The sequence below is a fragment of the Geodermatophilus ruber genome (genome assembly GCF_900114385.1).
GTDB classification, from domain to species: Bacteria; Actinomycetota; Actinomycetes; order Mycobacteriales; family Geodermatophilaceae; genus Geodermatophilus; species Geodermatophilus ruber.
On the sequence record NZ_FOSW01000002.1, the window covers coordinates 120169 to 146872 of the forward strand.

At 73.3% G+C, this 26704-nt stretch carries 25 protein-coding genes; 13 read left to right on the forward strand and 12 right to left on the reverse strand.

What is annotated here, in order from left to right:
- Positions 1-21 precede the first annotated feature (21 nt).
- Positions 22-966, forward strand: a complete 945-nt coding sequence (locus BMZ50_RS03310) for an ROK family glucokinase (protein ID WP_091321257.1) — start codon at positions 22-24, stop codon at positions 964-966.
- Between the two features lie 20 nt (positions 967-986).
- Complete coding sequence (ppgK, locus tag BMZ50_RS03315) at positions 987-1775, forward strand: polyphosphate--glucose phosphotransferase (protein ID WP_091321259.1); 789 nt, start codon at positions 987-989, stop codon at positions 1773-1775.
- 9 nt (positions 1776-1784) lie between these two features.
- Here ppgK and BMZ50_RS03320 read toward each other — a convergent pair whose 3' ends face one another.
- From BMZ50_RS03320 to boxC, 6 genes are all read right to left on the reverse strand, one after another.
- Positions 1785-2696 (reverse strand): LLM class flavin-dependent oxidoreductase, encoded by a 912-nt coding sequence (locus BMZ50_RS03320; RefSeq protein ID WP_091321261.1) that lies wholly within the window; start codon positions 2694-2696, stop codon positions 1785-1787.
- A gap of 55 nt (positions 2697-2751) precedes the next feature.
- On the reverse strand, positions 2752-3084 hold the full coding sequence (fdxA, locus tag BMZ50_RS03325) for a ferredoxin (protein ID WP_091321263.1): 333 nt from the start codon (positions 3082-3084) through the stop codon (positions 2752-2754).
- A 24-nt stretch (positions 3085-3108) separates the two neighbouring features.
- Positions 3109-4176 (reverse strand): NAD(P)/FAD-dependent oxidoreductase, encoded by a 1068-nt coding sequence (locus BMZ50_RS03330; RefSeq protein WP_177212619.1) that lies wholly within the window; start codon positions 4174-4176, stop codon positions 3109-3111.
- Positions 4173-5846 carry a benzoate-CoA ligase family protein gene (locus tag BMZ50_RS03335; RefSeq protein ID WP_091321265.1) on the reverse strand — a complete coding sequence of 558 codons (1674 nt, stop codon included), beginning with the start codon at positions 5844-5846 and terminating at the stop codon, positions 4173-4175. The genes BMZ50_RS03330 and BMZ50_RS03335 overlap by 4 nt, the downstream gene beginning before the upstream one ends.
- A 90-nt stretch (positions 5847-5936) precedes the next feature.
- Positions 5937-7421 carry a benzoyl-CoA 2,3-epoxidase subunit BoxB gene (boxB, locus tag BMZ50_RS03340; RefSeq protein WP_091321267.1) on the reverse strand — a complete coding sequence of 495 codons (1485 nt, stop codon included), beginning with the start codon at positions 7419-7421 and terminating at the stop codon, positions 5937-5939.
- A gap of 2 nt (positions 7422-7423) precedes the next feature.
- Positions 7424-9154, reverse strand: a complete 1731-nt coding sequence (boxC, locus tag BMZ50_RS03345) for a 2,3-epoxybenzoyl-CoA dihydrolase (RefSeq protein WP_091321269.1) — start codon at positions 9152-9154, stop codon at positions 7424-7426.
- 171 nt (positions 9155-9325) lie between these two features.
- Between boxC and BMZ50_RS03350 the strand changes: the two genes are divergently transcribed.
- Together BMZ50_RS03350 and BMZ50_RS03355 are read left to right on the forward strand one after the other, a co-directional pair.
- A complete protein-coding gene (locus BMZ50_RS03350) occupies positions 9326-9979 on the forward strand; it encodes a GNAT family N-acetyltransferase (RefSeq protein ID WP_177212620.1) in 654 nt (217 codons plus the stop codon).
- Between the two features lie 218 nt (positions 9980-10197).
- Positions 10198-11052 (forward strand): PaaX family transcriptional regulator, encoded by an 855-nt coding sequence (locus tag BMZ50_RS03355; protein WP_091321274.1) that lies wholly within the window; start codon positions 10198-10200, stop codon positions 11050-11052.
- Positions 11053-11136: 84 nt separating this feature from the next.
- Here the strand turns inward: BMZ50_RS03355 and BMZ50_RS03360 are convergent, their stop codons facing one another.
- Positions 11137-12372: a cytochrome P450 gene (locus tag BMZ50_RS03360; RefSeq protein WP_091321276.1), complete on the reverse strand. Its 1236-nt coding sequence runs from the start codon at positions 12370-12372 to the stop codon at positions 11137-11139.
- 279 nt (positions 12373-12651) lie between these two features.
- On the opposite strand from BMZ50_RS03360, the gene BMZ50_RS03365 reads away from it, so the two are divergent.
- The 8 genes from BMZ50_RS03365 to BMZ50_RS03400 all read left to right on the forward strand — a co-directional run bounded on the left by BMZ50_RS03365 (position 12652) and on the right by BMZ50_RS03400 (position 22520).
- Positions 12652-13851 carry an ABC transporter ATP-binding protein gene (locus BMZ50_RS03365; protein ID WP_091321278.1) on the forward strand — a complete coding sequence of 400 codons (1200 nt, stop codon included), beginning with the start codon at positions 12652-12654 and terminating at the stop codon, positions 13849-13851.
- Positions 13848-15617 (forward strand): ABC transporter permease, encoded by a 1770-nt coding sequence (locus BMZ50_RS03370; protein ID WP_091321280.1) that lies wholly within the window; start codon positions 13848-13850, stop codon positions 15615-15617. The genes BMZ50_RS03365 and BMZ50_RS03370 overlap by 4 nt, the downstream gene beginning before the upstream one ends.
- A 3-nt stretch (positions 15618-15620) precedes the next feature.
- A complete protein-coding gene (locus tag BMZ50_RS03375) occupies positions 15621-16517 on the forward strand; it encodes a PaaX family transcriptional regulator (RefSeq protein ID WP_091321282.1) in 897 nt (298 codons plus the stop codon).
- Positions 16514-17728: a cytochrome P450 gene (locus BMZ50_RS03380; protein WP_091321284.1), complete on the forward strand. Its 1215-nt coding sequence runs from the start codon at positions 16514-16516 to the stop codon at positions 17726-17728. Before BMZ50_RS03375 ends, BMZ50_RS03380 begins: the two co-directional genes overlap by 4 nt.
- Complete coding sequence (locus BMZ50_RS03385) at positions 17725-18975, forward strand: CaiB/BaiF CoA transferase family protein (RefSeq protein ID WP_218146074.1); 1251 nt, start codon at positions 17725-17727, stop codon at positions 18973-18975. Before BMZ50_RS03380 ends, BMZ50_RS03385 begins: the two co-directional genes overlap by 4 nt.
- A 1-nt stretch (position 18976) precedes the next feature.
- The gene (locus BMZ50_RS03390; RefSeq protein WP_218146075.1) at positions 18977-20134 is read left to right on the forward strand and encodes a 2-hydroxyacyl-CoA dehydratase family protein; all 1158 of its coding nucleotides are present in this window, start codon (positions 18977-18979) and stop codon (positions 20132-20134) included.
- Positions 20131-21378: a 2-hydroxyacyl-CoA dehydratase family protein gene (locus BMZ50_RS03395; RefSeq protein WP_091321286.1), complete on the forward strand. Its 1248-nt coding sequence runs from the start codon at positions 20131-20133 to the stop codon at positions 21376-21378. Before BMZ50_RS03390 ends, BMZ50_RS03395 begins: the two co-directional genes overlap by 4 nt.
- A gap of 95 nt (positions 21379-21473) precedes the next feature.
- Positions 21474-22520, forward strand: a complete 1047-nt coding sequence (locus BMZ50_RS03400; RefSeq protein ID WP_091321288.1) for an ABC transporter substrate-binding protein — start codon at positions 21474-21476, stop codon at positions 22518-22520.
- A 93-nt stretch (positions 22521-22613) separates the two neighbouring features.
- Here the strand turns inward: BMZ50_RS03400 and BMZ50_RS03405 are convergent, their stop codons facing one another.
- The 3 genes from BMZ50_RS03405 to BMZ50_RS03415 form a co-directional block, all read right to left on the reverse strand.
- Positions 22614-23132 carry a nitroreductase family protein gene (locus BMZ50_RS03405; RefSeq protein ID WP_091321290.1) on the reverse strand — a complete coding sequence of 173 codons (519 nt, stop codon included), beginning with the start codon at positions 23130-23132 and terminating at the stop codon, positions 22614-22616.
- 90 nt (positions 23133-23222) lie between these two features.
- Positions 23223-24101: a dioxygenase family protein gene (locus BMZ50_RS03410; protein WP_091321291.1), complete on the reverse strand. Its 879-nt coding sequence runs from the start codon at positions 24099-24101 to the stop codon at positions 23223-23225.
- A gap of 13 nt (positions 24102-24114) precedes the next feature.
- Positions 24115-24489, reverse strand: a complete 375-nt coding sequence (locus BMZ50_RS03415; RefSeq protein WP_091321294.1) for a DoxX family protein — start codon at positions 24487-24489, stop codon at positions 24115-24117.
- 104 nt (positions 24490-24593) lie between these two features.
- Between BMZ50_RS03415 and BMZ50_RS03420 the strand changes: the two genes are divergently transcribed.
- Complete coding sequence (locus tag BMZ50_RS03420) at positions 24594-25088, forward strand: MarR family winged helix-turn-helix transcriptional regulator (RefSeq protein ID WP_091321296.1); 495 nt, start codon at positions 24594-24596, stop codon at positions 25086-25088.
- A 14-nt stretch (positions 25089-25102) separates the two neighbouring features.
- Here the strand turns inward: BMZ50_RS03420 and BMZ50_RS03425 are convergent, their stop codons facing one another.
- A complete protein-coding gene (locus BMZ50_RS03425; protein WP_218146076.1) occupies positions 25103-25489 on the reverse strand; it encodes a winged helix-turn-helix transcriptional regulator in 387 nt (128 codons plus the stop codon).
- Positions 25490-25619: 130 nt separating this feature from the next.
- Positions 25620-26483: an SDR family oxidoreductase gene (locus BMZ50_RS03430; protein ID WP_091321298.1), complete on the reverse strand. Its 864-nt coding sequence runs from the start codon at positions 26481-26483 to the stop codon at positions 25620-25622.
- Between the last annotated feature and the right edge of the window lie 221 nt (positions 26484-26704).

Genomic DNA, 26704 nt, shown 5'->3' on the forward strand with positions numbered 1-26704 from the left:
GGGAGCAGAGGAGGAGGCGCCATGCATCGGGCCATCGGCGTGGACGTCGGCGGCACCAAGATCGCGGCCGGGCTGGTCGACGAGCAGGGCAGGGTGGCCGCGACGACCCGCCGGGACACGCCGTCCACCGATCCGGAGAAGATCGAGGAGGCGATCACCGACGTCGTCCGGGAGCTTGCGGTCGGGGAGGACGTCGAGGCGGTGGGTCTGGCCGCCGCCGGGCTGGTGGACGCCGACCGGTCCACGGTGCTGTTCGCCCCCAACCTCGCCTGGCGCCGGGAGCCGCTGCGCCAGGCGGTCGAGAAGCGCACCGGCCTCCCGGTGGTGGTCGAGAACGACGCGAACGCCGCCGCCTGGGGGGAGTCGCGGTTCGGCGCCGGCCGGGGCGAGCAGTACGTCGTGACCATCACCGTCGGCACCGGCCTCGGCGGGGGGATCGTGGTGGACGGGCGCATGTACCGGGGCCGCAACGGCGTCGCGGCGGAGTTCGGGCACATCACCGTCGAGGAGGGCGGGCGCCGCTGCGGCTGCGGCAGCCGCGGCTGCTGGGAGCGCTACGCCAGCGGGACCGCGCTCGTCCAGGAGGCCCGCGAGCTGGCCTCGGTCTCCCCGGCCACGGCGGTGCGGCTGCTCGAGCTCGCCGGCGGGCGCCCCGCGGACATCATCGGCCGGCACATCAGCCAGGCGGCGCAGGAGGGGGACGAGGCCGCGCTGGAGTGCTTCGCGATCGTCGGCTCCTGGCTCGGGCACGGGATGGCCGGACTGGCGGCGGCGTTCGATCCCGGGATGTTCATCCTCGGCGGCGGGGTGTCGGAGGCCGGCGAGGTGCTGCGCCGGCCGACCGTGCGCGCCCTGGAGGACCGGCTGACCGCGGCCAACTACCGGCCCCCGCCCCGCGTGGAGCTGGCCGAGCTCGGCCAGCTCGCCGGCATCGTCGGCGCCGCCGACCTGTCCCGGCGCCGCTGAGCCGCGGTCCGGGACGCGCCATGACCGCTCCGGCGGGAACCGCCCGGTCGACCGGCGCGCGGGGCTTCGGGGTCGACATCGGCGGGAGCGGGGTCAAGGGTGCGCCGGTCCACCTGGACACCGGCGATCTCGCCGGTGAGCGGGTCCGGCTGCCGACGCCCCGGCCCTCGACCCCCGAGCAGGTGGGCGAGGTGGTGGCCGAGATCGTCGGCACCGCGGGCTGGACCGGGCGGCTCGGGGTGACGATCCCGGCCGTCGTCACCCGGGGGGTGACGCGGACGGCGGCCAACATCGACCCCGCCTGGGTGGACGCCGACGCCGAGGCGCTGCTGCGCCGGGCGACCGGCTGCGAGGTCACCGTGGTCAACGACGCGGACGCGGCCGGGTACGCCGAGGCCCGGTTCGGCGCCGCGCGCGGCCACCCCGGGGTCGTGCTGGTCACCACCCTGGGCACGGGGATCGGCACCGCGCTGGTCCACGACGGCCGGCTGGTGCCCAACACCGAGCTCGGGCACATCGAGATCGACGGCGTCGACGCCGAGCACCGCGCCAGCGAGGCCGCCCGCGAGCGCGACGGCCTCGCCTGGGAGAAGTGGGCCAAGCGGCTGCAGCGCTACTACCGGACCCTGGAGAAACTGTTCTGGCCCGACCTGATCGTCGTCGGCGGTGGGGTCAGCAAGAAGGCCGACAAGTTCCTGCCGCTGCTCGACCTGCGGACGCCGATCGTCCCCGCGGCGCTGCGCAACGAGGCCGGGATCGTGGGCGCGGCCCTGCTGGCCGCCGGTGAGGGAACCGGCGCCCGCAACTGACCGGCCGGCTCAGGCGCGCAGCCGGGGCAGCACCGCGCGGGTGAACAGATCGACGATCTCGCGGCGGCGGTCGCCCGCGCCGACCGGGGAGAAGATCAGCGTCCCGGCGCCGGCGTCGGCGTACTCGCGGGCCCGGGCGACCACCCGGTCGGGGTCGCCGTGCAGCAGGTACCGGTCCGCGAGCCGGCTGAAGTCCTGCTGGTACACCGCACCGACCCCGTCGACCACCTCCCGGCGCGACCGCGCCGGGTCTGCGTCGACGCCGCCCCAGCAGAACACCGCGCCCCGGACCGCGGCCGGGTCGCGGCCGGCCCGCTCGGCGGCCGCGCGCACCTCGGCCAGGCTCGAGGCCACCTGCTCGGGGGTGTACATGTACGGCATCCAGACGTCGGCGAAGCGGCCGGCCCGGCGGATGGCCGCGGGGCGCCGGCCGCCCAGCCAGAGCGGCGGCCCGCCGGGCTGGACCGGCCCCGGGTCGAGGGCGAGGTCGGGAATCCGGGTGAACGTGCCCTCGACCTCGACCGCGCCGCCGTCCCAGAGAGACTTCATCACCTCGAGCGCCTCGTCCGCACGCGCGCCGCGCTGGGCCACGTCCACCCCGGCGGCGACGAACTCCGGGGGGTACTCCCCGCCCACGCCGACGCCCATGTCGAACCGGCCACCCGAGACCCGGTCCAGCGTGGTCGCCAGCTTGGCCGCCAGCGCCGCCGGATACAGCGGCAGCACGGTGAGCGCGCTGAGCAGCCGGATGCGCGTGGTCGCGCCGGCCGCCGCGGCCAGCGTGACGAAGCCGTTGGGGTGCGGGGAGTGGAAGAAGAGGTGCTCGCCGGTGGCCACGCCGTCGTAGCCGGCGTCCTCCGCCGCCCGCGCCTCGGTCGCGACGGCGGTCTGGTCGCTGCCGAGGGTCAGCACGGCGCGCATCGGACCGGCCCCCTCAGCCGACACGGGTCTTGCCGGCGCGGTAGCGCCCAGAGCGTCATGAGTGCTCGGCGACGAGTTCGGTGTCCACGCCGATCCGGCCGACCTTGGAGGCACCGCCGGGGCTGCCCAGGGCGGCGTCGCGGCCGGGCAGGAGCTCGACGAAGAACCGCCGGTTGTCGGCGACGTGCGGCTCGTTCTCGTCGGTCACCCGGCGGTCCTGGGCGATCGCCTCGACGGGGCAGACCGGCTCGCAGGCGCCGCAGTCGATGCATTCCTTGGGGTTGATGTAGAGCTTGCGGTCGCCTTCGTAGATGCAGTCGACCGGGCACTCCTCGACGCAGGACATGTCGGTGGTGTCGATGCACTCGGCGCCGATGACGTAGGGCACGGGTGTCTCCTCCTGTGCGTGAACTCAGTGCGCGGCGGGAGCGCCGATGCCGGCGGGGTCGTCGCTGCTGTGGCCGGGGAAGAGCGGCTGGTCGGGGTCGAGGTAGGTCGCGGCGTTGTTCACCGCGGTGGCGGCTTCCCCGAACCCGACCGCGATCAACCGCACCTTCCCGGAGTACTCGGTGATGTCCCCGGCGGAGTAGACGCCCGCGACCGAGGTGCGCATCGCGGTGTCGACGAGGATCTTGCGGTCGACGATCTCGATGCCCCAGCTCTCCAGCGGCCCGATGTCGGCGGTGAAGCCGAGGGCGGCGATGACCGCCTGCGCCTGGTGCGGGGTGACCGTGCCGTCCTTGTGCCGGACGTGCACGGTGTGCAGCGTGCCGTCGCCCTCGAGGTGGCTGACCTGCGCGTCGGTGACGATGACGGCCCGGCTCCGCTCGAGGTCGGCGACGCTGGCCGCGTGGGCGCGGAAGTGCTTGCGGCGGTGCACGAGCGTCACCGAGGTGGCGATGCCGTCCAGGGCCAGGGCCCAGTCGACGGCGCTGTCCCCGCCGCCGACGATGACGACGTCCTGGCCGGTGTGCGCGGCGAGCTCCCGGACCACGTAGGTCAGGCCGCGGCCCTCCCACTCCGCACCGCCGGGCAGCGGCCGCGGGGTGAAGGTGCCGATCCCCCCGGTGACGACGACGGCGCCGCAGCCGATGCGGGTGCCCTTGTCGGTGGTCACGACCAGCCGGTCGCCGGGCCGCGGACGGTGACCGGCCTCGTTGCCCAGCCTCTCCGCGCGCTCGCCGAGCACGTAGACGGGGTCGAAGCGGGCCGCCTGCTCCACGAGGCCGGCGACGAGGTCGCGCCCCTTGATGCCCGGGAACCCGGCGACGTCGTAGATCATCTTCTCCGGGTAGAGCGCCGTGACCTGGCCGCCCGGCTCGGGGAGGCTGTCGACGACCGCCGTCCGCAGGCCGCGGAAGCCGGCGTAGTAGGCGGCGTACAGCCCGGCCGGGCCGGCACCGACGACGAGCAGGTCGACGTCGACGGAGCGACCGGGGGCGGCCACTCCCTCCAGCAGCAGGACGTCGGTCGCGGTCATGCGGGGCTCCCGGGTGCCGGGGTGAGGTCGGGCCGGGCGGCGCCGCCGAGCAGCTCGAGCGCCAGCTCGCGGACGCGGAAGCGCTGCAGCTTCCCGGTGGCGGTGGTGGGCAGCTCCTCGAACACGAGGATGTGCCGGGGCCGCTTGAACGCAGCCAGGCTGTCCCGGCAGAAGGCCACCAGCTCGTCGGGGGTCGTGGTGGCTCCGGGGAGCAGGACGACGCAGGCGACCGGCTTGTCGAGGCCCGCCTCGTCGGGTACGGAGACGACGACGACCTGGTTGACCTGCGGATGTGCGCGCAGGCGCTCCTCGACCTCGGTGGGGGAGACCCAGATGCCGCCGGCCTTGATGATGTCGTCGGTGCGGCCCAGCGAGGAGTAGAAGCCGTCGGCGCTGCGGACGTAGGTGTCGCCGGTGCGCACCCACTCGCCCTGGAACACCCGCCGGGTGACGTCCATGCGGGACCAGTAGCCGGTCGCTGCGGAGGAGCCCTTCACGTACAGGTTGCCGGGCGTCCCGTCGGGAACCGGTGCGCCGTCGTCGTCGACGATCCTGGCCTCGTAGCCGGGAACGATCTCGCCGGTGGCCCCGGCGCGGGTCCGGCCGGGGCGGCCGCTGATGAAGATGTGCAGCATCTCGGTGGAACCGATGCCGTCGAGCATCTCGACCCCGAAGGTGCCCGTGAACCGCTCGAACAGGGCGGCAGGGAACGCCTCGCCGGCAGAGACGCAGGCCCGCACCCCGGCGAAGGCGTCGCCCGGTAGCCCGGCGGCCAGCAGCGCGGCGTAGTAGGTGGGCCCGGCGAAGAACAGCGTCGGCCGGTGCTCGCGGAGCACCCGCAGGGTGCCGGCGGGGCTGGGCCGGGAGCGGTCGAGCACCGTGCTCGCGCCGACCGAGAACGGGAAGGTGAGGGTGTTGCCCAGGCCGTAGGCGAAGAAGAACTTGGCCACCGAGAAGGTGACGTCGTCCGGGCCGATGGCCAGGACGTGCCGGGCGTAGGTCTCGGCCGTGTCGCGCAACGAGCCGTGCCGGTGCATCGCGCCCTTGGGCTTCCCGGTCGTGCCGGAGGTGTAGAGCCAGAAGGCCGGGGAGTCGGCGACGGTGGGGTAGGGCGTCGCGGCCTGCTCGAGGAAGTCGGCGCCGGCGGTGACGAAGGCGTCCCAGGTGCGCACCCGCGCGCCGGTGACCTCCGGGAGGTCGCCGGTGGTGAGCACGACGACGTCGGCGAGGTCACGGCACCCGCTCACCGCGGTGCCCAGCCCGGCGAACTCGGAGCTCAGCGCCACCAGCCGGGCCCGGCTGTCGGTGGCCAGCGTGGCGATGTCGGCGGGCTTGAGCATGGTGCTCACCGGCACGGGGACGGCGCCGATGCGCAGGCCGGCCAGGAACGCGGTGAGCAGCTCGGGGGTGTCGCCCATGCACAGCAGCAGCCGCTCCTCGGGGCGGACGCCGGAGGCGAGCAGCGCCGCGGCGAACCGGGTCACGGCGTCCTCGACCTGGGCGTAGGTGAGGGTGCGCACGCTGCCGTCGAGGTCGACCGCGGTGATCGCCCGCCGGTCCGGCGTCGCCCGGGCGTGCCGGGTGACCAGCCACTCGGCGGCGTTGAAGAGCTCCGGTGCCGGCGGTAGGGGGGCGGCGGGTGCTGCGGGGGCGGTGTCGAGGGTGGCCACGCTGCTCAGCCCTTCTCGTGACGTACTGCAACGGCCCTCCTGCAGGGTCCCGCCGCGAGCGTGCGAGCGGTGGGGGGCAGGAGGGTCCTTTCAGAAGCGGACGTAGTCGTACTCGACCGGCAGCGAGTTGATGCCGACCGACGGCGGGGCGATCCAGCCGGCGAAGTGGCCCGGCTCGTAGTGCGGCACCATCAGCTCCGCCACCCGGGCGCGGTCGTCGGCGGTGGGCAGCCACTCGCCGGCCCGCTGCCGCCAGGTGGCGTCGTCGACGATCTGGCCGTCGGGCGTGACGTGGTGGCCGGCGAAGGCGCCGACCTTGCGGTTGAAGCCCTGGTGCGGGAGGAACAGCCGCTGCTCCAGGCCGGCGTCCTCGAGCTCCTGGTTCCACCGCTTGACACCGTTCTCGCAGTCGGCGGCGTACTCGTTGCGCAGATCCAGGTTCAGCGCGGTGAGCATCGGGACGGTTCGGGTGCTCATCCGCCCGTCCTCGATGAGCGGGACGTCCATGGTCAGGTCGTGCAGCTGGTGGTCGTCCTTGCGGCGGGTCTCCATCCAGCGCCCCTTGAGCCCGGCGGTGTAGTAGCCGGCCACGTTGGACGACGTCTCCGACCCGAACAGGTCCATCGACACCGAGTACTGGAAGTTCAGGTACTTCTGGATCACCGACAGCGGGATGCCGCCGTAGGCCCAGATGTCGTCGGTGCCGTGCTGCTTCATCAGCTCGGCGGTCCGCTGCACGGTGCGCTGCACGCCCGTCGTCCCGACGAACATGTGGTGCGCCTCCTCCTTGAGCATGAACTCGCAGGTGCGCGCCAGCGGGTCGAAGCCGCTCTCCTTCAGCGTGCCGAGCTGGTACTTGCCGTCCCGGTCGGTGAAGTAGGTGAACATGAAGAAGCTCAGCCAGTCGGTGGTCTCCTCGTTGAACGCCCCGAGGATGCGCGGGGAGTCGTAGTCACCGGAGTTGCGCTTCAGCAGCTGCTCGGCCTCCTCGCGGCCGTCCTTCCCGAAGTAGGCGTGCAGCAGGTAGACCATCGCCCACAGGTGCCGGCCCTCCTCCACGTTGACCTGGAACAGGTTGCGCATGTCGTACAGCGACGGCGCGGTCATGCCCAGGTGGCGCTGCTGCTCGACCGAGGCCGGCTCGGTGTCGCCCTGGACGACGATCAGCCGGCGCAGGTCCGAGCGGTGCTCGCCGGGCACCTCCTGCCAGGCCGGCTCGCCCTTGCGGTCGCCGAAGGCGACCGTGCGGTCGGGGTTGCGCTCGGCGAGGAAGATGCCCCACCGGTACTGCTCCATGGGCACCCGGTCGAAGTGCGCCCAGCCGTCCCGGCCGACCGCGATCGCCGTGCGCAGGTAGACGTCGTGGGTGGGGATGGAGGGCCCGAGGTTCTTCCACCAGTCGAGGAACTTCGGCTGCCAGCTCTCCAGCGCCCGCTGCAGCTTGCGGTCGGAGGCCAGGTCGACGTTGTTCGGGATCCGCTCGCTGTAGTCGATCGTCGACAGCGGCCCGGTCGGGGTGGGGGCCTCGCCGGTGACCGTGCCGTTCTGCGGCGAGCTCTCGGTGGACGCAGTCATGGTCAGACCCGCTTCCTGTCGTAGTCGGCCCGCTTGCCGGTGCCGTAGCGGCGCAGCGCTCCTTCGGGGCCAGCGGCGTTGGGCCGCTGGAAGATCCAGTTCTGCCAGGCGGTGAGCCGCCCGAACACCTTCGTCTCCGGCGTCTCGCGGCCGGCGAAGCGCAGGTTGGCCTCCATGCCGGTGAGCGCGTCGGGGGAGAAGCTGGCCCGCTCCTCGACGGCCAGCCGGATCTCGTCGTCCCAGTCGATGTCGTCCGGGGTGGCCGTGACCACACCCAGCTCGGCGGCGTCGGCGGCGAGGAGGTCCCGGCCGAGCGCGGCCTCCGCGGCGGCGAGCTCGTCGGCGCTGCCGAGGAAGCGGACCTGCAGCCGGGTGAGGTCGTTGCTCATCGGCAGCAGCCCGGTGTTGAACTCGTCCAGCCGGAGCACCGCCGGCGGCAACGGGTGCGCGTCGTCCTCGAACTGCCCGTCGAGCATGTACTGCCGGTCGGCGGCGAACGCGATCTCCGCCAGCGCCCCGACGAAGCAGGACCCGGGCTCGATGAGCGCGAACAGGCTGCGGCTGGTGGTGTCCAGCCGCTTCATCGTCCGGCGGTAGAAACCGATGGTCTCGTTGACCAGCCAGTCGTCGCGGTGGGCGAGGAGGAACCGGTCGTAGGCGGCGGCGGTGGCGGGGTCGCCCTCGGTGCGCAGCAGCCAGGTGCCGACGGCCAGCTCGTTGGTGCGCAGCCGCAGGATCGCGTCGTCCAGCTCCCGGGTGGCGGCCAGCAGCCAGGCGGCGTCGCCCTGCGCGTGCAGCTCCTCGACGCTGCCCGGCACGGCCGTGGGGCCGAGGACGCTGATCGTCGCGGTCCCCGACTCGCGGTCGAGGACCACCCGGACGTGCGCGTAGCGGACGGTGTCGCCGTCGATCTCGCGGTGCAGCGGGGTCAGTGCCACCCCGGTCGCGCCGGCGCCCGGGCGGGACGAGCCGGCGGCCGCCTCCGCGGCCCGGCGGGCGATCTCGGCGTCGAAGTCGCGGGCCTTGACGGTGGCGTCGACCAGCCGCCACCGCACCGCCCGCTCGCCGCGGATCCCCTCGGCCGTGGTGGAGAAGACATCGGCCAGGTCGCGGCGGACGCCGCGCTTGTCCACCACCCGGGTCAGCCCACCGGTGCCCGGCAGCACGCCGAGCAGCGGCACCTCGGGCAGGGACACCACCGAGGAGTTGTCGTCGACCAGCACGATCTGGTCGCAGGCCAGCGCGAGCTCGTAGCCGCCGCCGGCCGCGGTGCCGTTGACCGCGGCGAGGAACGGCAGCCCGGAGCGGGCCGAGGCGTCCTCGATGCCGTTGCGGGTCTCGTTGGTGAACTTGCAGAAGTTCACCTTCCAGCTGTGCGGCGAGGCGGCCAGCATCTTGATGTTCGCCCCGGCGCAGAACATGCGGTCCTTGCCGCTGGTCACCACGACCGCCCGGACCTCGGGGTGCTCGAACCGGATGCGCTGCACCGCGTCGTGCAGCTCGATGTCCACGCCCAGGTCGTAGCTGTTCATCTTCAGCTCGTAGCCCGGCACGATCCCGCCGTCCTCGGCCACGTCGAGAGTCAGCGTCGCCACCTCACCGTCGACCGACAGCGTCCAGTGCCGGTACTGCTCGGGCGAGGTGTCGAAGGACACCTCGGTCGTCGGGACCGGCTCCTCGCCGGGGGCCGAGCCCTCCGCGCCGGGGACCGAGCGGGTGTCGAGGGTGGTCACGGTGCCTCCAGGGGGTGCGGGTGCGAGAACCACGCCGGCTGCCGAACGCCATCGTTACGTGCTACATGAGCTTGCGCAAGTGGCGTGTTCCTTGTAGACATGTGGTGCAGGTCACGCATGCTGGACGAGCCGCGGCCGGCCCGCGGCCCCGAGGAACGGACCGGTTCGGCCATGGCTGTCACGGACGCAGTCACGAGTGGTCTGCACTGGGTGCGCGAGGACGACCCCCGGTGGGACGCCGACCGGCAGCGGGTCTTCGCCGCGGTCCCCGACGGCGTGTTCCCGACCGTGGCCCGCCGGCCCGGTGAGCGGCTCTCCAGCGACTGGTGGCGGGCCGAGCGCGACGGCCGCGTCGTCGGGTACGGCTGGCTGGACGACGTCTGGGGGGATGCGGAGATCCTGCTCGCCGTCGAGGAGGGCGAGCGGGGCGCGGGCGTCGGGGCGTTCGTCCTCGGCCGGCTCGAGGAGGAGGCGGCCGCCCGCGGGCTCAACTACGTCCTCAACGTGGTCCGCGAGGGTCACCCGGAACGGGCGGCGGTCACCGCCTGGTTCGAGCGGCACGGCTTCGCGGCCACCGAGGACGGCCGGCTGCGCAAGCAGGTGGGCAGTCGGGGCCGCGACGTCGGCCAGCACCAGGACGGCCGCCCGGGGACCGGCCGGGCGCAGCCGCCCGACGGGACGCGGCAGGCGCGCTACGCGGCCGAACGGGAGCGGGCGGCGGCCCGGCCGCACGACACTCCCGCGGGGGCTGCCGACGCCGAGCCGATGGGGCCCGGTCACGAGGAGAGCGGCGGCTACGTCGACGTGGAGCGGCACCGGTTCTGAGGGGACGACGGGGTCGGGGCCGGTGCTGTGGCACGGGGCGCTCCGGGCGGCGACGGAAACGTGATACATGGCACCCTGTTTGATGCAAGAATCTGTAGCGTCAGCTTCTGGCGCGTCAGGCCTCACATCGGTGCCGGGTGGTCTCGTGGCGAACTCGTGACCTGGCTGCCCGGTGGTGCCGGCAGCGCTCTCCGGCGCCGGCCGGGCCGGGTGTCACCATGAGGGACGTGGAGGTCATGGAGGAGCCGTTCGTGACGCGGCGGCAGGAGCTCGGCGCGGCGAGCGCGCGCAGTCTGCTGCTGACGGTGCTCGGTGAGTTCGTGCTGCCCGGCGGCCGGCCGGTGTGGACCGCCACGCTCATCGACCTGCTGGCCGAGCTGGACGTCGCCGAGAAGGCGGCCCGCCAGGCGATCATGCGCACCGCCGACAGCGGCTGGATCGCGGGGAGCCGGGTCGGCCGGGAGACCTGCTGGTCGCTCACCGAGGCCGGGACACGGCTGCTCAAGGAGGGCACGGACCGCATCTACGGGTTCGCCGCCGACGAGCGGACGTGGGACGGCCGCTGGCTGGTCCTGACCGTCGGCATCCCGGAGAACGCGCGGCCGCTGCGCCAGCGGCTGCGGACCCAGCTCGGGTGGGCCGGGCTCGGCTCGGTGAACGGGACCACCTGGGTCACCCCGCGGGTCGACCGCGAGCGCGAGGCGCGGCGGGTGCTCGAGGAGCTCGGGCTGGTCGAGGGCAGCTGGTCGTTCGTCGCCGCGGCCGGCGTCATCGGGGACGAGCGGTCGCTGACCCGCAGCGCCTGGGACCTGGACGCCATCGAGGCCCGCTACGAGGACTTCCTCGAGCTCGCCGCCCGCCGCCGCCCCCGCACCGACCTGCAGGCGCTGGTCGCCCAGGTCCGGCTGGTGCAGGAGTGGCGGCGCTTCCCGCTCCTCGACCCCCGGCTCCCGCGGGAGCTGCTGCCGCCGCGGTGGAGCGGCAACCGGGCGGCCGAGGTGTTCCGCGAGCGACACGCCGCCTGGGCCCCGCGGGCGCAGGCGGCCTGGGCGGAGCTGATCCGGGACCGCTGACCGGCGGGCGGATCGGGCCGGGTTCGCCGTCTCGTGGTCGCTCGGGTGTCCTGACGATCGGATCCCGCCCGGTGGCGGGGTGGGTCAGGCGCGGACGAAGTCCAGCGGGACCGAGCGGGTGCCCCACTCCGCCCAGATCGCCATCTCGGGCGAGCCGGCCATGGTGAACGAGGAGCTGCGCGCCAGGGCCTCCTCCAGCGTGATCGTCATCATCATCCGGGCCAGCGGCGCCCCGGGGCAGCTGTGCGTACCGCGGCCGAACGAGATGTGCTGGGAGATGTTCGGGCGGTCGAGGACGAACTGCTCACCGTTCGGGAACACGCGCTCGTCCCGGTTGGCGGAGGTGTAGACGAGGGCGATCGGGTCGTCCTTGCGGATGAGCTGACCGCTCAGCATGACGTCCTCGCGCGCGGTCCGGGCCATGCCGCGGTAGGGGGAGTAGAGCCGCAGGAACTCCTCGACCGCTGCGGGGATGAGGTGCGGCTGGTTGCGGAGCTGGTCCTGGAGCTCCGGGTCCCGGCTCAGGTGGACGAACATGTTCCCGATGAAGACGCTGGGCGCCACCATGCCGGTGACGATGAGCTGCCGGACGCAGCCGAGGACCATGTCGGCAGGCAGCGGGGCGCCCTGGTACTCCGCGGCGAGCAGGGCCGCCGTGAGGTCCTCGGCCGGGTCGTAGGAGTTGGCCCGCCGCTCGTCGATGACGCTCTGGGCGATCTCGTAGAGCCGGCGGCTCAGCCTGATCACGACCTCGTGGTTGAGCACCTGGATGGCGTCGACGTAGGTGCCGCTGACCTGCTTGATCTCCTCGGACGTCTCGACCGAGAGGTTGAAGAAGTGGGCGAAGACGTGCGCCGGGAACTTCTGCGCGTACCCCTTGCAGACGTCCACCCACTGCTGGTCGATGAGCGGGTCGAGCAGCTCGACCGAGGCGGCCCGGACCTTCGGCTCGATCGCGCGCATCTTCGGTGGCGTGAAGAAGTGGTTGATCACGCGCCGGTAGGCCATGTGGTCCGGCGGGTCCAGGTGCAGTGGCGGCCGGACGCCGGTGAAGGCGAATTTCGGGATCGCGTTCTGCTTGGACGTCGTGAAGTGCTCGATGTCGGTGATCACCGACAGCACCTCGTCGTAGCCGAGGGCCGCCCAGAACCCGCCGTACTCCTGGCTGCGCGCGATCGGGCACCGGCTCCTCAGCTCCGCGAACTCCTCGTGCGCGCTGGTGAAGGTCTCGTCGGGCCGCACCGGGTCGAAGTCGTGCTCCGCGCGCCGGGCGTCGTCGGCCTCCAGGTCGACCTGGAACCGGGGGTGCTGGGCGGTCATCGGCATTCCTCGGATCGGTGAGCGGGTGGACCGACTGCGCCGGAGGCGCTCGGGTTCCTGCGGGTAGCTGCCGCCGCGATGTCGGCGGCCGACGGGAGCAGCCTGACACGGCCGCACTGATTTTCGCCAGAGTGTTGACGGCGGTGACTTGTTCGGCAAACATTCGCAGCGGCCCGTCGGGTGATGCGGGTCACCGGACTGACGGCCCTAGCTGTGGTCCCCTACGACCGCCCAGGTCAGCGGGGTGCAACGCTTCGAACGAACAGACAGGCGAGTGCAATGCCGCTGGATGAGACCACCAGTTCCGCGACACCGGTCGTGGAAGTGAAGAACCTGATCAAGCGCTTCCGCCGGGAGAGCGGGGCCGTCGTCAACGCCATCGACGACGTGACCTTCGAGGTCGCGCAGGGCGACTTCGTCGTCCTCCTGGGCCCCAGCGGGTGCGGCAAGACCACGCTGCTGCGCACCATCGCCGGGCTCGAGACGCCGGACGAGGGCTCGATCGCCATCGCCGGGCGGACCCAGTTCTCGTCCCGGGAGGGGATCGAGGTCCCGCCCGAGCGGCGGGACATCAGCATGATCTTCCAGTCCTATGCGCTGTGGCCGCACATGACGGCGTTCAAGAACGTCGCCTATCCGCTGCTCAGCCGGCGCGGCCGGAAGGTCCCGAAGGACGAGGTCGCCCGGCGCGTGCGCGAGGCGCTCGAACTCGTCGGCGTCGGTGAGCTGGAGCGGCAGTACCCGGGCCAGATGAGCGGTGGCCAGCAGCAGCGGATCGCCCTCGCCCGCGCGCTGGTGAACAACGACGATCTGGTGCTCTTCGACGAACCCCTGTCGAACGTGGACGCCAAGGTCCGCGAGCAGCTGCGCTTCGAGCTGGTCTCCATGCAGCGCAAGCTCGGCTTCTCGGCCCTGTTCGTCACCCACGACCAGACCGAGGCCATGGAGCTGGCGCACCGGATCGCGGTGCTCGACAGCGGGCGCATCGCCCAGTTCGGCAGCCCCCAGGAGATCTACCACCGGCCGGCGACCCGGTACGTCGCCAAGTTCATCGGTGCCATCAACGAGTCGCTCGGCACCGTCTCCGCCGTCGACGGGGACACGGTCGTCGTCGACACCGGCCACGGGCGGGTCGTGGGCGCTCTGGTCGGGCAGCGCGTGGCGGTGGGCGACCGGGTGGCGGCGATGTGGCGTCCCGAGCGCGGCCTGCTCTCCCGTGAGGAGCCGCAGGCGGTCAACCGCTGGCTGGGCCGGGTCAAGGCGCCGATGTTCGTCGGCTCGCACACCGAGTACCTGCTCGCCGTGGGTGACGTCGACGTCCGCCTCTGGAGCCCTCGCTCCGATCTCGTCGACGCGGGAGCCGCGGCGTGGGTGTCCGTGGCGCCCGAGGACGTGCGGGTCCTGCCGCTCGACGGCGACGGCAGGCGCGCGGACGCCGAGCGCCCGAGTGCCGCACCGGCGATGGTCACGGCGTCGTGAGCGGCACCGGCGCCCTCCTCAGCGACCGGCCGGCGGGCCGGCACGCTCGGCTCTCGCGGCGGCTGCCCGGCCCCTTCGACGCCGTCACCCTGCTCATCGCGGCCGTCTTCATCGCCATCGTCGTCGTCCCGCTCGGCCGGGTGCTGACCCGGCTGTTCTGGGTCGACGGGGGCCTCACCCTGGAGCCGATCCGCAAGACGCTGGCCATCCCCGACCTGGGTTCGCTCCTGCTGGACACGCTGATCCTGGTCCTGGCCAGCTCGGCGCTGGCGTTCGTGATCGGCGTCGGGCTGGCCTGGCTCAACGAGCGCACCAACGCCCGGATGGGGCTGCTGACCGACGCGCTGCCGCTGCTGCCGTTCCTCCTGCCGCCGGTGGCCGGGGCGGTCGGCTGGACGATGCTGCTGTCGCCGCGCGCCGGCCTGCTCAACAGCTGGATCCGGGACGGCCTCGCCGTCTTCGGCATCGAGCTGCGCGAGGGCCCCTTCGACATCAACTCCTGGTACGGCCTGATCCTGGTCATGGCCTTCTACGCCGTCCCGTTCGTGTTCATGAACGCCTCGGCCGGCCTGCGGAACCTGGATCCGGCGCTCGAGGAGGCCTCGCGGCTCAGCGGGGCGGGCACGTTCCGGACGCTGCGCACGGTCACGCTCCCCGCGGTCGCGCCCAGCCTGGGTGCCGGGCTGCTGCTGGCCGTCTGGTTCGGCGTCGGGATGTTCTCGATCCCGGCGATCATCGGGACCCCGGCCGGCATCGACGTCATCTCCGTGCGGATCGTCGAGCTGCTGACCTTCACCTTCCCGGCGGAGACCGACGTGGCGATCGGGCTCAGTTTCTTCGTGGTCGTCTTCGTCGGGCTGGCCTACTGGCTGCAGCTGCGGATCCTCCGGCGCGGCCGGCACGCCACCGTGGCGGGCAAGGGTGCCCGGGCGAAGACCATCGACCTGGGTGCGTGGAAGTGGCCGGCCCGGCTGCTGGTGCTCGGCTACGTCGTCTTCTCGACGATCCTGCCGATCGTCGCGCTGGTGCTGGTGTCGCTGAACGGCTTCTGGACGCCGGACATCGCCTGGTCCAACCTCAGCTTCACCGCGCTGCAGCGGGCCGTCTTCGACGACGCGACCACGCTCCAGGCGCTGGTGAACAGCCTCGGGCTCGGGCTGGTCGGCGGGCTGATCGGCATCCTCGGCGCGGCGATGATCGCCCTCTACGTGGCGCGCCGGCGGACCCTGCTCGCCAAGGGCATCGACGCGGCCATCAAGCTGCCCGCGGCGATCTCCAACATGGTCATCGCCGTCGGCATCCTGCTGCTCCTGGCCGGTGCGCCGTTCTTCCTCTCCGGCACCCTGCTGATCCTGCTGATCGGCTACCTCGCGCTGTACCTGCCGCAGGCCTCGATCGCTGCCGATGCCGCGGTCAGCGGCGTCGGCAAGGAGCTGCCGGAGGCCTCGGCGGTCTCCGGGGCCCGGCCCTTCCGCACCTTCTCCCGGATCTACCTGCCGCTGATGATGCCGGGGCTGGTCGCCGGCTGGGCGCTGCTGTTCATCCGCATGGTGGGAGACCTGACCGCGTCGGCCATCCTGGCCGGCACGGCCAACCCGGTGGTCGGCTTCCGCATCCTCGAGGTGTTCACCAGCGGTTCCTTCGCCCTGCTGGCGTCCCTGTCGACCGTCCTCGTCCTCATCACCGGCACGGTCCTGGTCGTCGTTCTCGCCTACACCCGGCGCAAGTCCAAGCTCGGTGTCGCCGCACGGGTCGGGGGTGTCTGAGCCATGACCCCGGAAACCCTCGACGCCCTGGGCGTGCCGGAGCCGGGCACCGCGGCCGACGAGACCGTCCTCCGGCCGGAGAACCTGCTGCTGACCCTCTTCGGCGCGCACCTGCTCGGGCGTCCGGTGCTGCTCGCCGGCACCAGCATCATCGAGGCGATGCAGCGGGTCGGCGTCTCCCCGCACGCGACCCGCTCGGCCGTCGCGCGCATGGTCAAGAAGGGGCGCCTGGTCAGCCAGCGGCGGGGCCGGCCGGTCTACTACGGGCTCACCGCGCGCTCGCGGGAGGTGCTGCACGACGCGTACGTCCAGATCTGGCGGACCGGAGCGGTCAACCGGCACTGGGACGGCCGGTGGACGCTGCTCAGCTTCACCCTTCCCGAGTCCTGGCAGCGCCAGCGCCACGAGCTGAGGACGCGCCTGATCTGGGCCGGCTTCGGGCCGCTCCAGGGCGGCCTCTGGATCGCGCCGTCGGCCGTGGACGTCGACCGGCTCCTGTCCGGCCTGGAGGCCGCCGAGCACGTCCGGCCCTTCGTCGCCCAGCCCCACGCCGGTCTGGACGTCGCCGGGATGGTGCGCGACGTCTGGGACATCCCGCACCTGGCCCACAAGTACGAGCGGTTCGTCGAGCGCTGGGACGGCGGCGCCGCCGACCGCAGCCACACCGACCCCCTGGGCCGCCAGCTGGCGCTGCAGGAGGAGTGGCGGCTGGCCCTGCGGGAGGACCCCCAGCTGCCCGTCGAGCTGCTGCCCGCGCCGTGGCCCGCCGAACGGGCCCAGCAGCTGTTCCACCGGTTGCACGCCGAGATCGAGGTCGAGGCCCGCGCCGTCGCGGCGTCGGTATTCGACACCATCCCCGCGCCCGTCGGAGCGGGCGACCACGAGGAGGCCGCGCCGTGACCGCCGTCCCGGGCCCGGTGCACCCGGACTTCGACCCCCTGGAGTCCGACGACCCGACCGTTGCCCACGGGCTGTACGCGCGGCTGCGCGCGGAGTGCCCGGTGGCGCACACGGACGCGTACGGCGGTTTCTGGGCCCTGACCCGGCACGCCGACGTGGCCGCCGCGGCGGGTGACTCCGCCACCTTCATCTCCTCGGTCCGCGCGGTGGTGCCCAGCGACCCCCGCGGGCTGCGCCGCCCACCGCTCAACTTCGACGCGCCCGCGCACACGCCCTACCGCCGGGCACTGGACCGGACGCTGCAGCGGGCACGCATCAGCCGGCTGGAGCCCCGGCTCCGGGCGCACGCCGCGCGCGAGCTGAGCCCGATGGTGGAGCGGGGGAGCGGGGACGTCGCCCAGGAGTTCGGCGCCCGCTTCCCGGCCTGGGTGACCACCGAGTGGCTCAACCTGCACCCCGGCATCGCACCGCAGCTGGCCGACACCGCGACAGCCTGGGTGCGGGCCTGGCGCCGGATGGACGGTCCGGTGGTCAACGAGATGAGCGAGCGGATGTACCAGATCGCCCGCGACCTCGTCCGCGACCGCCGGCACGCCCCCCGGCCGGTGGAGGAGGACCCGGCGAGCTCGCTGCTCGCCGAGCGTCTCGACGGCCGCCCGCTGGAGGAGGAGCACCTCGTCGGCGCCCTCCGGCAGAGCCTCGTCGTCGGCATGGTGGCGCCGCCGATCATCCTCGGGTCGATCTGCGTGCACCTGGCCCGCGACCCCGAGCTGCAGGCCCGGCTGCGGGCCCACCCGGAGCTCCTGCCGGACGCGCTGGAGGAGTTCCTGCGCCTGTACACGCCCTACCGGGGTTTCGCGCGGACGGTCTCCCGGGACGTCGAACTCCACGGTCGGGTGATCCGCCCCCGGGAGCCGGTGACCCTCGTCTACGCCTCGGCCAACCGCGACGCCGAGGTCTTCCCCGAGCCCGACGCCTTCGTCCTCGGCCGGCCGAACATCGCCCAGCACCTGGCGTTCGGGCGCGGCCGCCACCGCTGCGTCGGGATGCCCCTGGCCCGGCTGTCCCTGCGGATCGCGCTGGGGGAGCTGCTGTCCCGCACCACCCACTTCGCGCTGGACGGGCCACTCGAGGGCGCGCGCATGCCCGAGATCGGCTACGTGTCCGCGCCGCTGCGCCTCACGCCGGTGGACGAGCGGGGGCCCCGGTGACCGGCTCCGCGGGTGACCGGCCCCTGGCCGGCATGGTCGTCATCGACCTGACCAACGCCCTGGCCGGCCCGTACGCGACGCTCCTGCTCGCGGGGCTCGGCGCCCGCGTGGTCAAGGTCGAGAACCCGTCCCGCGGCGGCGACCCGGCGCGCAACAACTCGCCCTACCTGTCCGACGGCCGGCTCAGCGTCCGTCGCCAGGCACCCGAGGACATGTCGGTCTCCATGCTGGTCCGCGGCCGCAACAAGGAGAGCCTCACCCTCGATCTGCGCACCGACGAGGGCCGCGAGGTGCTCGCCGATCTGGTCCGCAGCGCCGACATCCTGGTCGAGAACTACAGCGCCGGCGTCACCGCCCGGCTCGGCATCGACCACGCCTGGGCGCGGCAGCTCAACCCCCGGCTCGTCTACACCTCGATCAGCGGGTTCGGTGCCGGGGGCGGCCCCGGCACCGGCAAGGCCATGGACACGATCATCCAGGCGCTGAGCGGCGTGATGATGACCTCGGGGGCGCCGGGGGAGCCGCCGGTGCGCCTCGGCCTCCCGGTCGCCGACCTCCTCGCCCCGCTGTACGCCGTGATCGGGACGGTGGCCGCCGTGCTGCAGGCCGAGCGGACCGGCGTCGGGCAGCACGTCGACGTCTCCATGCTCGGTGCCCTCACGTCCCTCGTCGCCTGCGAGCCGTTCGACGCCTTCGAGCAGATCGGGCTGCCGCTGCGCACCGGCGCGACCGTGCCCCGGCTCGCCCCGTTCGGCACCTTCGAGGCGAAGGACGGCTGGTTCGCGCTGTGCGCGCCGGTCGACCCGCTGGCCCACGGGCTCCTGCGTGCCATCGGGCGGGAAGACCTCGTCGAGGACCCGCGCTTCGCCGGCCGCGACGGCCGGGTCGCCCACGCCGACGAGCTGCACGGACTGATCGCGGCGTGGTCCGCCGACCGCAGCCTGGCCGAGGTGCTCTCCGCGCTCGACGCCGCGGGCGCGCCGGCGGCCGAGGTCCGGGACCCCAGCAGCGCGGTGCGCGACCCGCTGGTCCTCGCCCGGGGCGAGGTCGTCCGGCTCACCGAGGCGACCGGCCCGGACGTCGTCGAGCTGTACGGGACCGGGATCCCGATCGTGATGTCCGGCAGCGGCACGACGCTGGACCGACCGGCACCGCAGCTCGGCGAGCACACCCGCAGCGTGTTGCGCGAGCTGTGCGGCTACCCGGAGGAGCGCATCGACGCCCTGGCCGAGGGCGGGGTGGTCTGACGTGGACGTGACGACAGCGGCTGCCGCGCTGGACCGGCTGGAGCAGGTCTACTCCTCCCGCCCCGGGACCGTTCGGGCCCTGGCCGAGCAGGGGCGCCGCGTCATCGGGGTGGTCGGTGCGGACGTCCCGGTGGAGCTGGTGGAGGCCGCCGGCGCCGTGGCCTACCGGCTGCACGGGCACCCCGACGTGCTCAGCGCGGAGGCGCAGGAGGTCCTGGGCGCCTCGCTCGACCCGGTCGCCCACTCGGTGCTGACGCAGGTGCTCGGCGGGTCGCTGACCTTCCTCGACGGCCTGGTGGTCTCCCGCGACTCGCAGGCATCCCTCCAGCTGTTCTACGCGCTGCGGGAGCTTCGCCGGCTGGAACCGCACCGGGCGATCCCACCGCTCCACCTGCTCGACCTGCTGCACCTCCCGACCGAGCCCACGGCACGGTACGACGAGGTGCGGCTGGGCCGGCTGGCCGACGTGCTCGGCTCGTGGACCGGGCAGCCGGTGACCGCCGGCCTCACCGCCTCGGTGGCCGCGGTGGCGGAACTGCGGCATCTCCTGCGGGAGGTCAGCGACCTCCGGCGCGGCCCCCGGCCGGTCCTCACCGGCACCCGGGTGCTGCGCGTCCTCGGTGCTGCAGCCGCCCTTCCGACGGATGTGAGCCTCCCCCTGCTCCGCCGCCTGGTGGACGGCGCCGGAGCGCTGCCCGCGCTGCCGCAGGGCCGGCGGGTCTACCTCACCGGCAGCGCCCAGGACCACGACGAGGTGTACGTCGCCCTGGAGGCGGCGCTCGGCTGTCTCGTCGTCGGGGAGGACACCGACTGGGGGGACCTCGCACTCTCCGCCGACGTCGGCGGCGCCGACCTCGGGGCGCTCGCACGGGCCTACCGTGACCGCGGCCCGGCTGCGGCGACCGCGTCGCTGCCCCGGCGAGCGGCGTGGACCGCCGAGCAGGTGCGTCGCAGTGCCGCGGAGGTCCTGCTGGGCGTCGTCCGCGAGCACGACGAGGCGCCGGCCTGGGACTTCCCGGCCCAGCGGGCGGCAGTGGCAGCCGACGGGGTGCCGAGCGCGCTCCTGGCGCGCCAGCCGTACCGGGTCCTCGCGACGGACCTCCGTTCGGCGCTGGGCTCCGCGACCTGCGAGCCGGTCCTCTCGGGAGCACGGGCATGACCCGCCTGGAGTCGGCGCTGGCCGCGACGGCATACCAGCGCGAGTGGTTCGCCGGCATCCGCGCCCGCGTGGCGGCAGGGGAACCGCTCGCGCTGGTCAACGCCGATGCCCCGCAGGAGGTCCTCCGGGCCATGGGCATCCCGTACGTGGTCAACCAGTGGTGGGCCTCGGTGGTCTCGGCCCGGCAGCGGGCGGACGCGAGCCTCCAGGTGCTGCGCGACCGCGGGTACCCGGACTACAGCCGCCAGTACGACGCGATCTCGCTCGGCTCCCACTTCCTGGCCGAGGACGAGGCCCCGTGGGGTGGCCTGCCCCGGCCGACCGTCGTCGTCGCCGAGACCAGCGGCGATGCCGCGCGCAAGGTCTTCGACCTCTGGGACGAGCTGGACGGCACGAGTTTCTACCCGATCGAGCGTTCCTCCGCCGTCGAGGCGCCGAGCCGCTGGTGGGAGCTGGTCCCGCACCGCTGGGAGGAGGCGTTCGGACCCGAGCGGCTGGACCTGCTCTCGTCGGAGATCGAGGGCCTGGCGGCGTTCCTCGAGGAGCGCACCGGCCGCCGGCTGGACCTCGACCGGCTCGCCGAGGTCATGGACCTGGTCAACGAGCAGGCCGAGTGGAACCGGCGCACCCGCGACCTGATCGCCGCGGCCCGGCCGACCCCCGTGGCGGTCGGCGACACGATCCCCAGCGTGATGATCCCGCAGTGGCACCGCGGGACGCCGTGGGCACGTGACGCGGCGCGCCGGCTCTACGAGGAGGTCGCCGACCTGGTCGACCGCGGCGCCGCGGTGGCGCCGGGGGAGCGGCTGCGGCTCATGTGGCTGGGCCGGGGCCTCTGGTACGACCTGGGCCTCTACCGGCGCTTCCAGGAGCGCTACGGCGCGGTCTTCGTCTGGTCGATGTACCTGGCCATCGCCGCCGACGGTTACGCCCGCTACGGAACCGACCCGATCCGCACGCTGGCCGCCCGATTCGCCGGCCTGACCGACCAGCTGTACACGCCGCCGTGGAGCACCGAGTGGTACGTCAAGGAGGCCCTGAGCCACGGCGTCGACGGCGTCGTGCACCTGGTCGCCGACGACGTGCCGGGCAGTTGGTTCACCACCCGAGCGCTCGAGGCCGCCGGCATCCCCGTCCTCGAGGTCCGCGCCAACAACGCCGATCCGCGCGGGGACGGCGGGACGCGGCTGGAGCGGGCGGTCTGCGACTTCATCGAACGACGACTCCTACCCAGCCGGCCGTGACCCGCCGGCACCACCCCAGCACGGCCCCCGGACGCCGTCCGGCCCTCGCACCACCCACCCGCGGCAGTGCCGCGGACGACCGAGAGAGCAGGAACATGCCCACCAGACGTACCCGTTACGAGGCCCTCGGGATGGGACTCGCCCTCACCCTCGTCCTGGCCGCGTGCGGCGGGGGCGAGGACGACGCCTCCGCCGAGGAGCCCGCCGCTCCCACGCTGGAGAGCTCGGCGGAGCTCGACGAGCTCATCGCCGCCGCCCAGGAGGAGAACTGCCTGACGCTCTACGGCGTCCCGGACGAGGCGGCACTGCAGGCCGTGACCGACGAGTTCACCGCGCAGTACGACATCCCGGTGTCGTTCGTCCGACTGGTCTCCGCCGACCTGCAGCAGCGCTACTCCTCCGAGGCGGAGGCGGGCGCGGTGGCAGCCGACGTCATCCTGCTGACCCACTCTCCGTTCTACGAGCAGGCGTACGCCAACGGTTGGCTGACCCCGGTGAGCGAGGCCGAGCTGCCCAGCTACCCGGAGGGCTTCCCCGCGGACTACACCGCCGACGACGGCGCGACGCCGCTGGTCCAGCTGGTCCCGACCACCATGGTCTACAACACCGGGCTGGTGTCCGAGCCGCCCTCGTCGTGGGAGGACTACGCGGACCCGGCCTACCAGGGCGAGCTGCTGTTCGCCGAGCCGACGTCGTCCCCGGCGAACGTGGCGTTCTGGACGCTCATGCGGGAGACCTACGGGGACGACTTCCTGGAGGCCGTCGCCGCCAACCAGCCCAGCTGGTACAACAGCGCCGTCCCTGCCACTCAGGGCGTCGCGGCCGGCGAGGGGTCGCTCGGCTTCCCCGGGGTCACCGCGATCGTGCGGAGCCTGCAGGCCGCCAACGCGCCGGTCGACGCGGTCCAGCTGTCCCCGACGACCGGGCCGCAGATCGCTCTGGGCCTCACCGCCGGCAGCGAGTGCTCGAACGCCGCCCGCCTGTTCGCCAACTTCGTCCTCTCGGAGGAGGGCAACACCTACCTCAACGAGCAGACCGGTGACATCTCCCCATACGCCCCCGAGGCCGAGGACTTCGTCCGGCCGACGCCGGTCCCGGAGGAGCAGGCCGAGGAGATCCGCACCCTGCTGGGCGCTCCCTGACCGAGCCCAGGCCGTCGGACAGCCCCACGTGACGGCACGGCGGGTGGGCCCGGCCGGACCGGGCCCACCCGCCCTCAGCGCCGCCCCGTCGCCCTACCAGCGGCCCCAGTGCACGACCTCCTCGAAGGGCCGGCGGTTCGGCCTGGCGATCGGCCGCAGGGGCCGATCGGCCGGATAACCCAGGCCGATCAGGTAGACGGCCAGGTAGCCGTCGGGGAACCCCAGCACGCGCTGCGCCTGCTCCTGGTCGACCACCGCCGAGTGACCGGATCCGATGCCGAGGTCGGTCGCGGTCAGCATCATGTTCATCGTCGCCTGGCCGAAGTCGTACAGCATCGTCTCGCGCTGCCGCTGGTCCTCCTGCTGCCGGCCGACGAGGGCGATCGTCGCCGCCGAGCGGGCGATGTGCCGGCCGCCCTGCGGCCAGACCTTCGCCAGCTCGACGAGCTGGTCGCGGTCGGTCACGGCCACGAAGTCCCACGGCTGCCAGTTCTGCGACGACGGTGACCGCCGTCCCGCCTCGAGGATGCGCTCGAGGTCCTCGCGGGGGATGGGCTGGTCGGTGTACTCGCGCACGTTGCGGCGCGCCCGAACGGCGTCCCATGTCTCCATGGCCTCGTTCTAGCGCAGGGCCGGCCCCGCCGAGCACCGGTCAGGACGGGTGGGCATCCGGCTGCGGCGGGACCGGACGCGTCGTCACTGTCAGGCGACCTCGAACGACCGCTTGGCCATGCCGATCTGGAAGTCGTCGATGACCGTGGTCGGCGCGGCCGTCGGGTCCGTGGCAGCACCGAGGGTGACGAACAGCGGAGTGAAGTGCTCGACCGTCGGATGGGCGTAGGGCATGCCCGGGGCACGGCGGAAGTCGGCGAGGGTGTCGAGGTCGCCCCGGGCGAGCGCCTCGGCGACCCAGGCGTCGAACTCGCCGGACCACCCGGGGACGACGTTGTGCTCGAGCATGTCGCGGGTGACGAACGGCAGCCCGTGCGTCATGAAGCCCGAGCCGATCACGAGCACCCCCTCGTCACGCAGCGGGCGCAGCCGCCGGCCGAGGTCGAGCAGGCGGGCGGGCTCGTGCGTGGGAAGGCTCATCTGGAGCACCGGCACATCGGCGTAGGGGTACATCACCTTGAGCGGGACCCAGGCGCCGTGGTCGAGGCCGCGCCGGGCGGAGGCGTGCACGGGTTCGGTCGCGGGCATCGCCGCGGCCACCCGCTGCGCCAGCGCGGTGGCGTCCGGGGTCTCGTACGTCATCTCGTAGTACCGGCGGTGGAAGCCGCCGAAGTCGTAGACCAGCGGCGTGCCGGCGGCCGGCGCGCTGAGCGCCAGCGGCGCGGACTCCCAGTGCGCGCTGACGATGAGGATCGCCCGCGGCCTGGGCATCGACTGCGCCCAGCCGAAGAGCTGGTTCATCCAGTGCGGGTCATCGAAGACCGGCGGCGCACCGTGGCTGAGGTACAGCGCAGGCATGCGGCCGTCCTCGGGCGTCCAGGTGCGCCGGTCGCGACCGGCCGGCGCCGTCTCCCGCAGGAACTCGTCGAAGGCTCCGGCGGGGACGGCGGGGTGCAGGAAGGAGGACATCGCGGTGCGCGGGTCAGAACGCGTACGGTCCGAACCGGCCCCAGGCGACGACGGCCGCGAGGACCAGCAGCACCACGTTGACGACGATCATCTGCGACTCCCCGCGGCGGGCGTGGACCACCGCGGCACCCAGCATGAGCAGCACCAGGCCGGTCGCCGCGAGGGGCACGAGGACCGGGGCGATGCCCAGCGCCGCCGGCAGGATCAGCCCGATCGCCGCCAGCACCTCCAGCGCGCCGATGGCCTTGACCGCGCCGGGGGAGAAGTCCTCCACCCAGCCCATGCCGGAGTCGGCGAGCTTCTTCTTCGGTTGCCCGAGCTTCATCAGCCCGGCGCTCAGGAAGGCGGCGGCGAGCACTCCGGCGATGATCCACAGGACGACGTTCATGGGGCCCATCCCTCTCCGATGACTTGATACGTCAAGTAACCTAGCGAGGTATTACTTGAGCCGTCAAGTAATTTGCCGTCGTGCGTCCTGGATAGGTTGGGGGCATGGAGAAACCTGCCGAGCCGCGCTGGCTGACCGAGGAGGAGATGCAGGCGTGGCTCGCGCTGGGCGGTGTGCTGATGTGGCTGCCCTCCGCGCTGGATGCCCAGCTCCAGCGCGACGCCGGGATCACGCACTTCGAGTACCAGGTGCTGGCGGGCCTGTCGATGTCGCCCGGGGGCACCCTGCGGATGAGCGAGCTGGCGGCGTTCTCCAACGGCTCGTTGTCCCGCCTCTCGCGGGTGGTCGACCGGCTCGAGAAGCGCGGGTGGGTGGAGCGCCGTCCGGACCCGGACGACGGCCGGTACACCCTGGCCGTCCTCACCGAGGCCGGCAGGGAGAAGGTCGAGCAGACTGCGCCCGGCCACGTGGAGGAGGTGCGCCGGCTCGTCTTCGACCCGCTGACCCAGGCCCAGGCCCGGCAGCTGCGCGAGATCAGCCGCCGCATCGGGCAGGCCATCGATCCCGACGGCGGCTGGCCGCCCACCGCGGCGCCCTGACGTCGGGGGAGGGGTCAGGCGACGGGCTGTGCGCGCCGGGCGTCGTAGGCCTCGCGCGCGGCGAGGACGTCGGCCATGTGGTCGAGCGCCCACTGCTCCAGGGCCGCGATCGGGGCGCGCAGCGTCCGCCCGAGCGCGGTCAGCTCGTAGTCGACCCGCGGCGGCACGGTGGCGTGGACCGTGCGGGTGACCAGGCCGTCCCGCTCCAGGCCGCGCAGGGTCTGGGTGAGCATCTTCTGGCTGACACCCTCGATCCGCCGGGCGAGCTCGGTGAAGCGCCGGGGGCCGGCGGCGAGGGCGCCGACGACGAGGATCGTCCAGCGGTCCCCGATCCGGTCCAGCGCCTGGCGGCTCGGGCACGCCGCGACGTACGGGTCGAACGGCGGCATCGGCTCGGGCATCACGATCTCCTCATCGGTTCCCGGACAGGCTGCCACTTCCCAACAGGAACTGACTGCCGTCCGTTCCCGCAGGTCCCGGTGGCCACCGGGAGCGGCCGGCCCGGCGCAGGTGCCGGGCCGGCCGGGCGGATCAGCCGCGCAGGCCCGCCACGGCGGCGGCCACGGCGTCGGCCGGGGACGTCGGCGTGCGGCCGATGAGCGTCGCCAGGTCCTGGCTCTCGACGAACAGCTCGCCGGCCGCGACACCGCGGTCGCCGTCGGCGAACACCGCCGCGACGGGCTCGGGCAGACCCGCGCCGACCAGGACCGCCTGGTACTGCTCGAGCGGCAGGTCGGTGTAGGTCACCGTCCGGCCGGTGGCCGCCGAGACGATCTCGGCGAGCTCGGTCATGGTGAACGGCTCGCCGCCCAGCTCGTAGACGGCACCGGCGTGCCCCTCGCCGGTGAGCACTGCCGCGGCGGCCTCGGCGTAGTCGGCGCGGGTCGCGGCGCTCACCTTGCCGGTGCCGGCCGCGCCGGCGATGCCGTGCTCGAGGTACACCGGCAGCTGCCCGGTGTAGTTCTCCAGGTACCAGCCGTTGCGCAGCAGTGCGTGAGGCACGCCCGCCTCGGCCAGCAGCCGCTCGGTGGCCCGGTGGTCCTCGGCCAGCAGCAGCGTGGAGGTGTCGGCGTGGGCGATGCTGGTGTAGGCGATGAACTGCACGCCGGCGGCCTTCGCGGCGTCGATCGCGTTGCCGTGCTGCCGGGGGCGCTGGCCCACCTCGCTGCCGGAGACCAGCAGCAGCTTCTCCGCCCCCGTGAATGCCTCGCGCAGCGAGGCCGGGTCGTCGAAGTCCGCGCGCCGGACCACGACGCCGCGCTCGGCCAGGTCGGCGAGGGTCTCGGTGCGCCGTCCGGTGGCGATGATCTGCTCGGCCGGGACCCCTCGGTCCAGCAGGGCCTCGACGGCCAGTCGGCCCAGGTGTCCGGTGGCGCCGGTGACGATGATCGGCATGTGCTGTGCTCCTTCTGGGGCTGCTCGGTCTGACCAGTTCGGCCGCGGCGAGCCGCGGTCCACGACCAGCAACCAGACCGTGACCCGGTCACTTCCCATCGGAGAGTGGGCACTTGCAAGTGCTGTACTCACCCTTGGGTAAGTAGTGCGCGGGGAGGTCGCCGTCGTCGTCGTGGGCGCGGGCCGGCCTCCGCGGTGCGGGGTCCGCATGGGACGGGGCG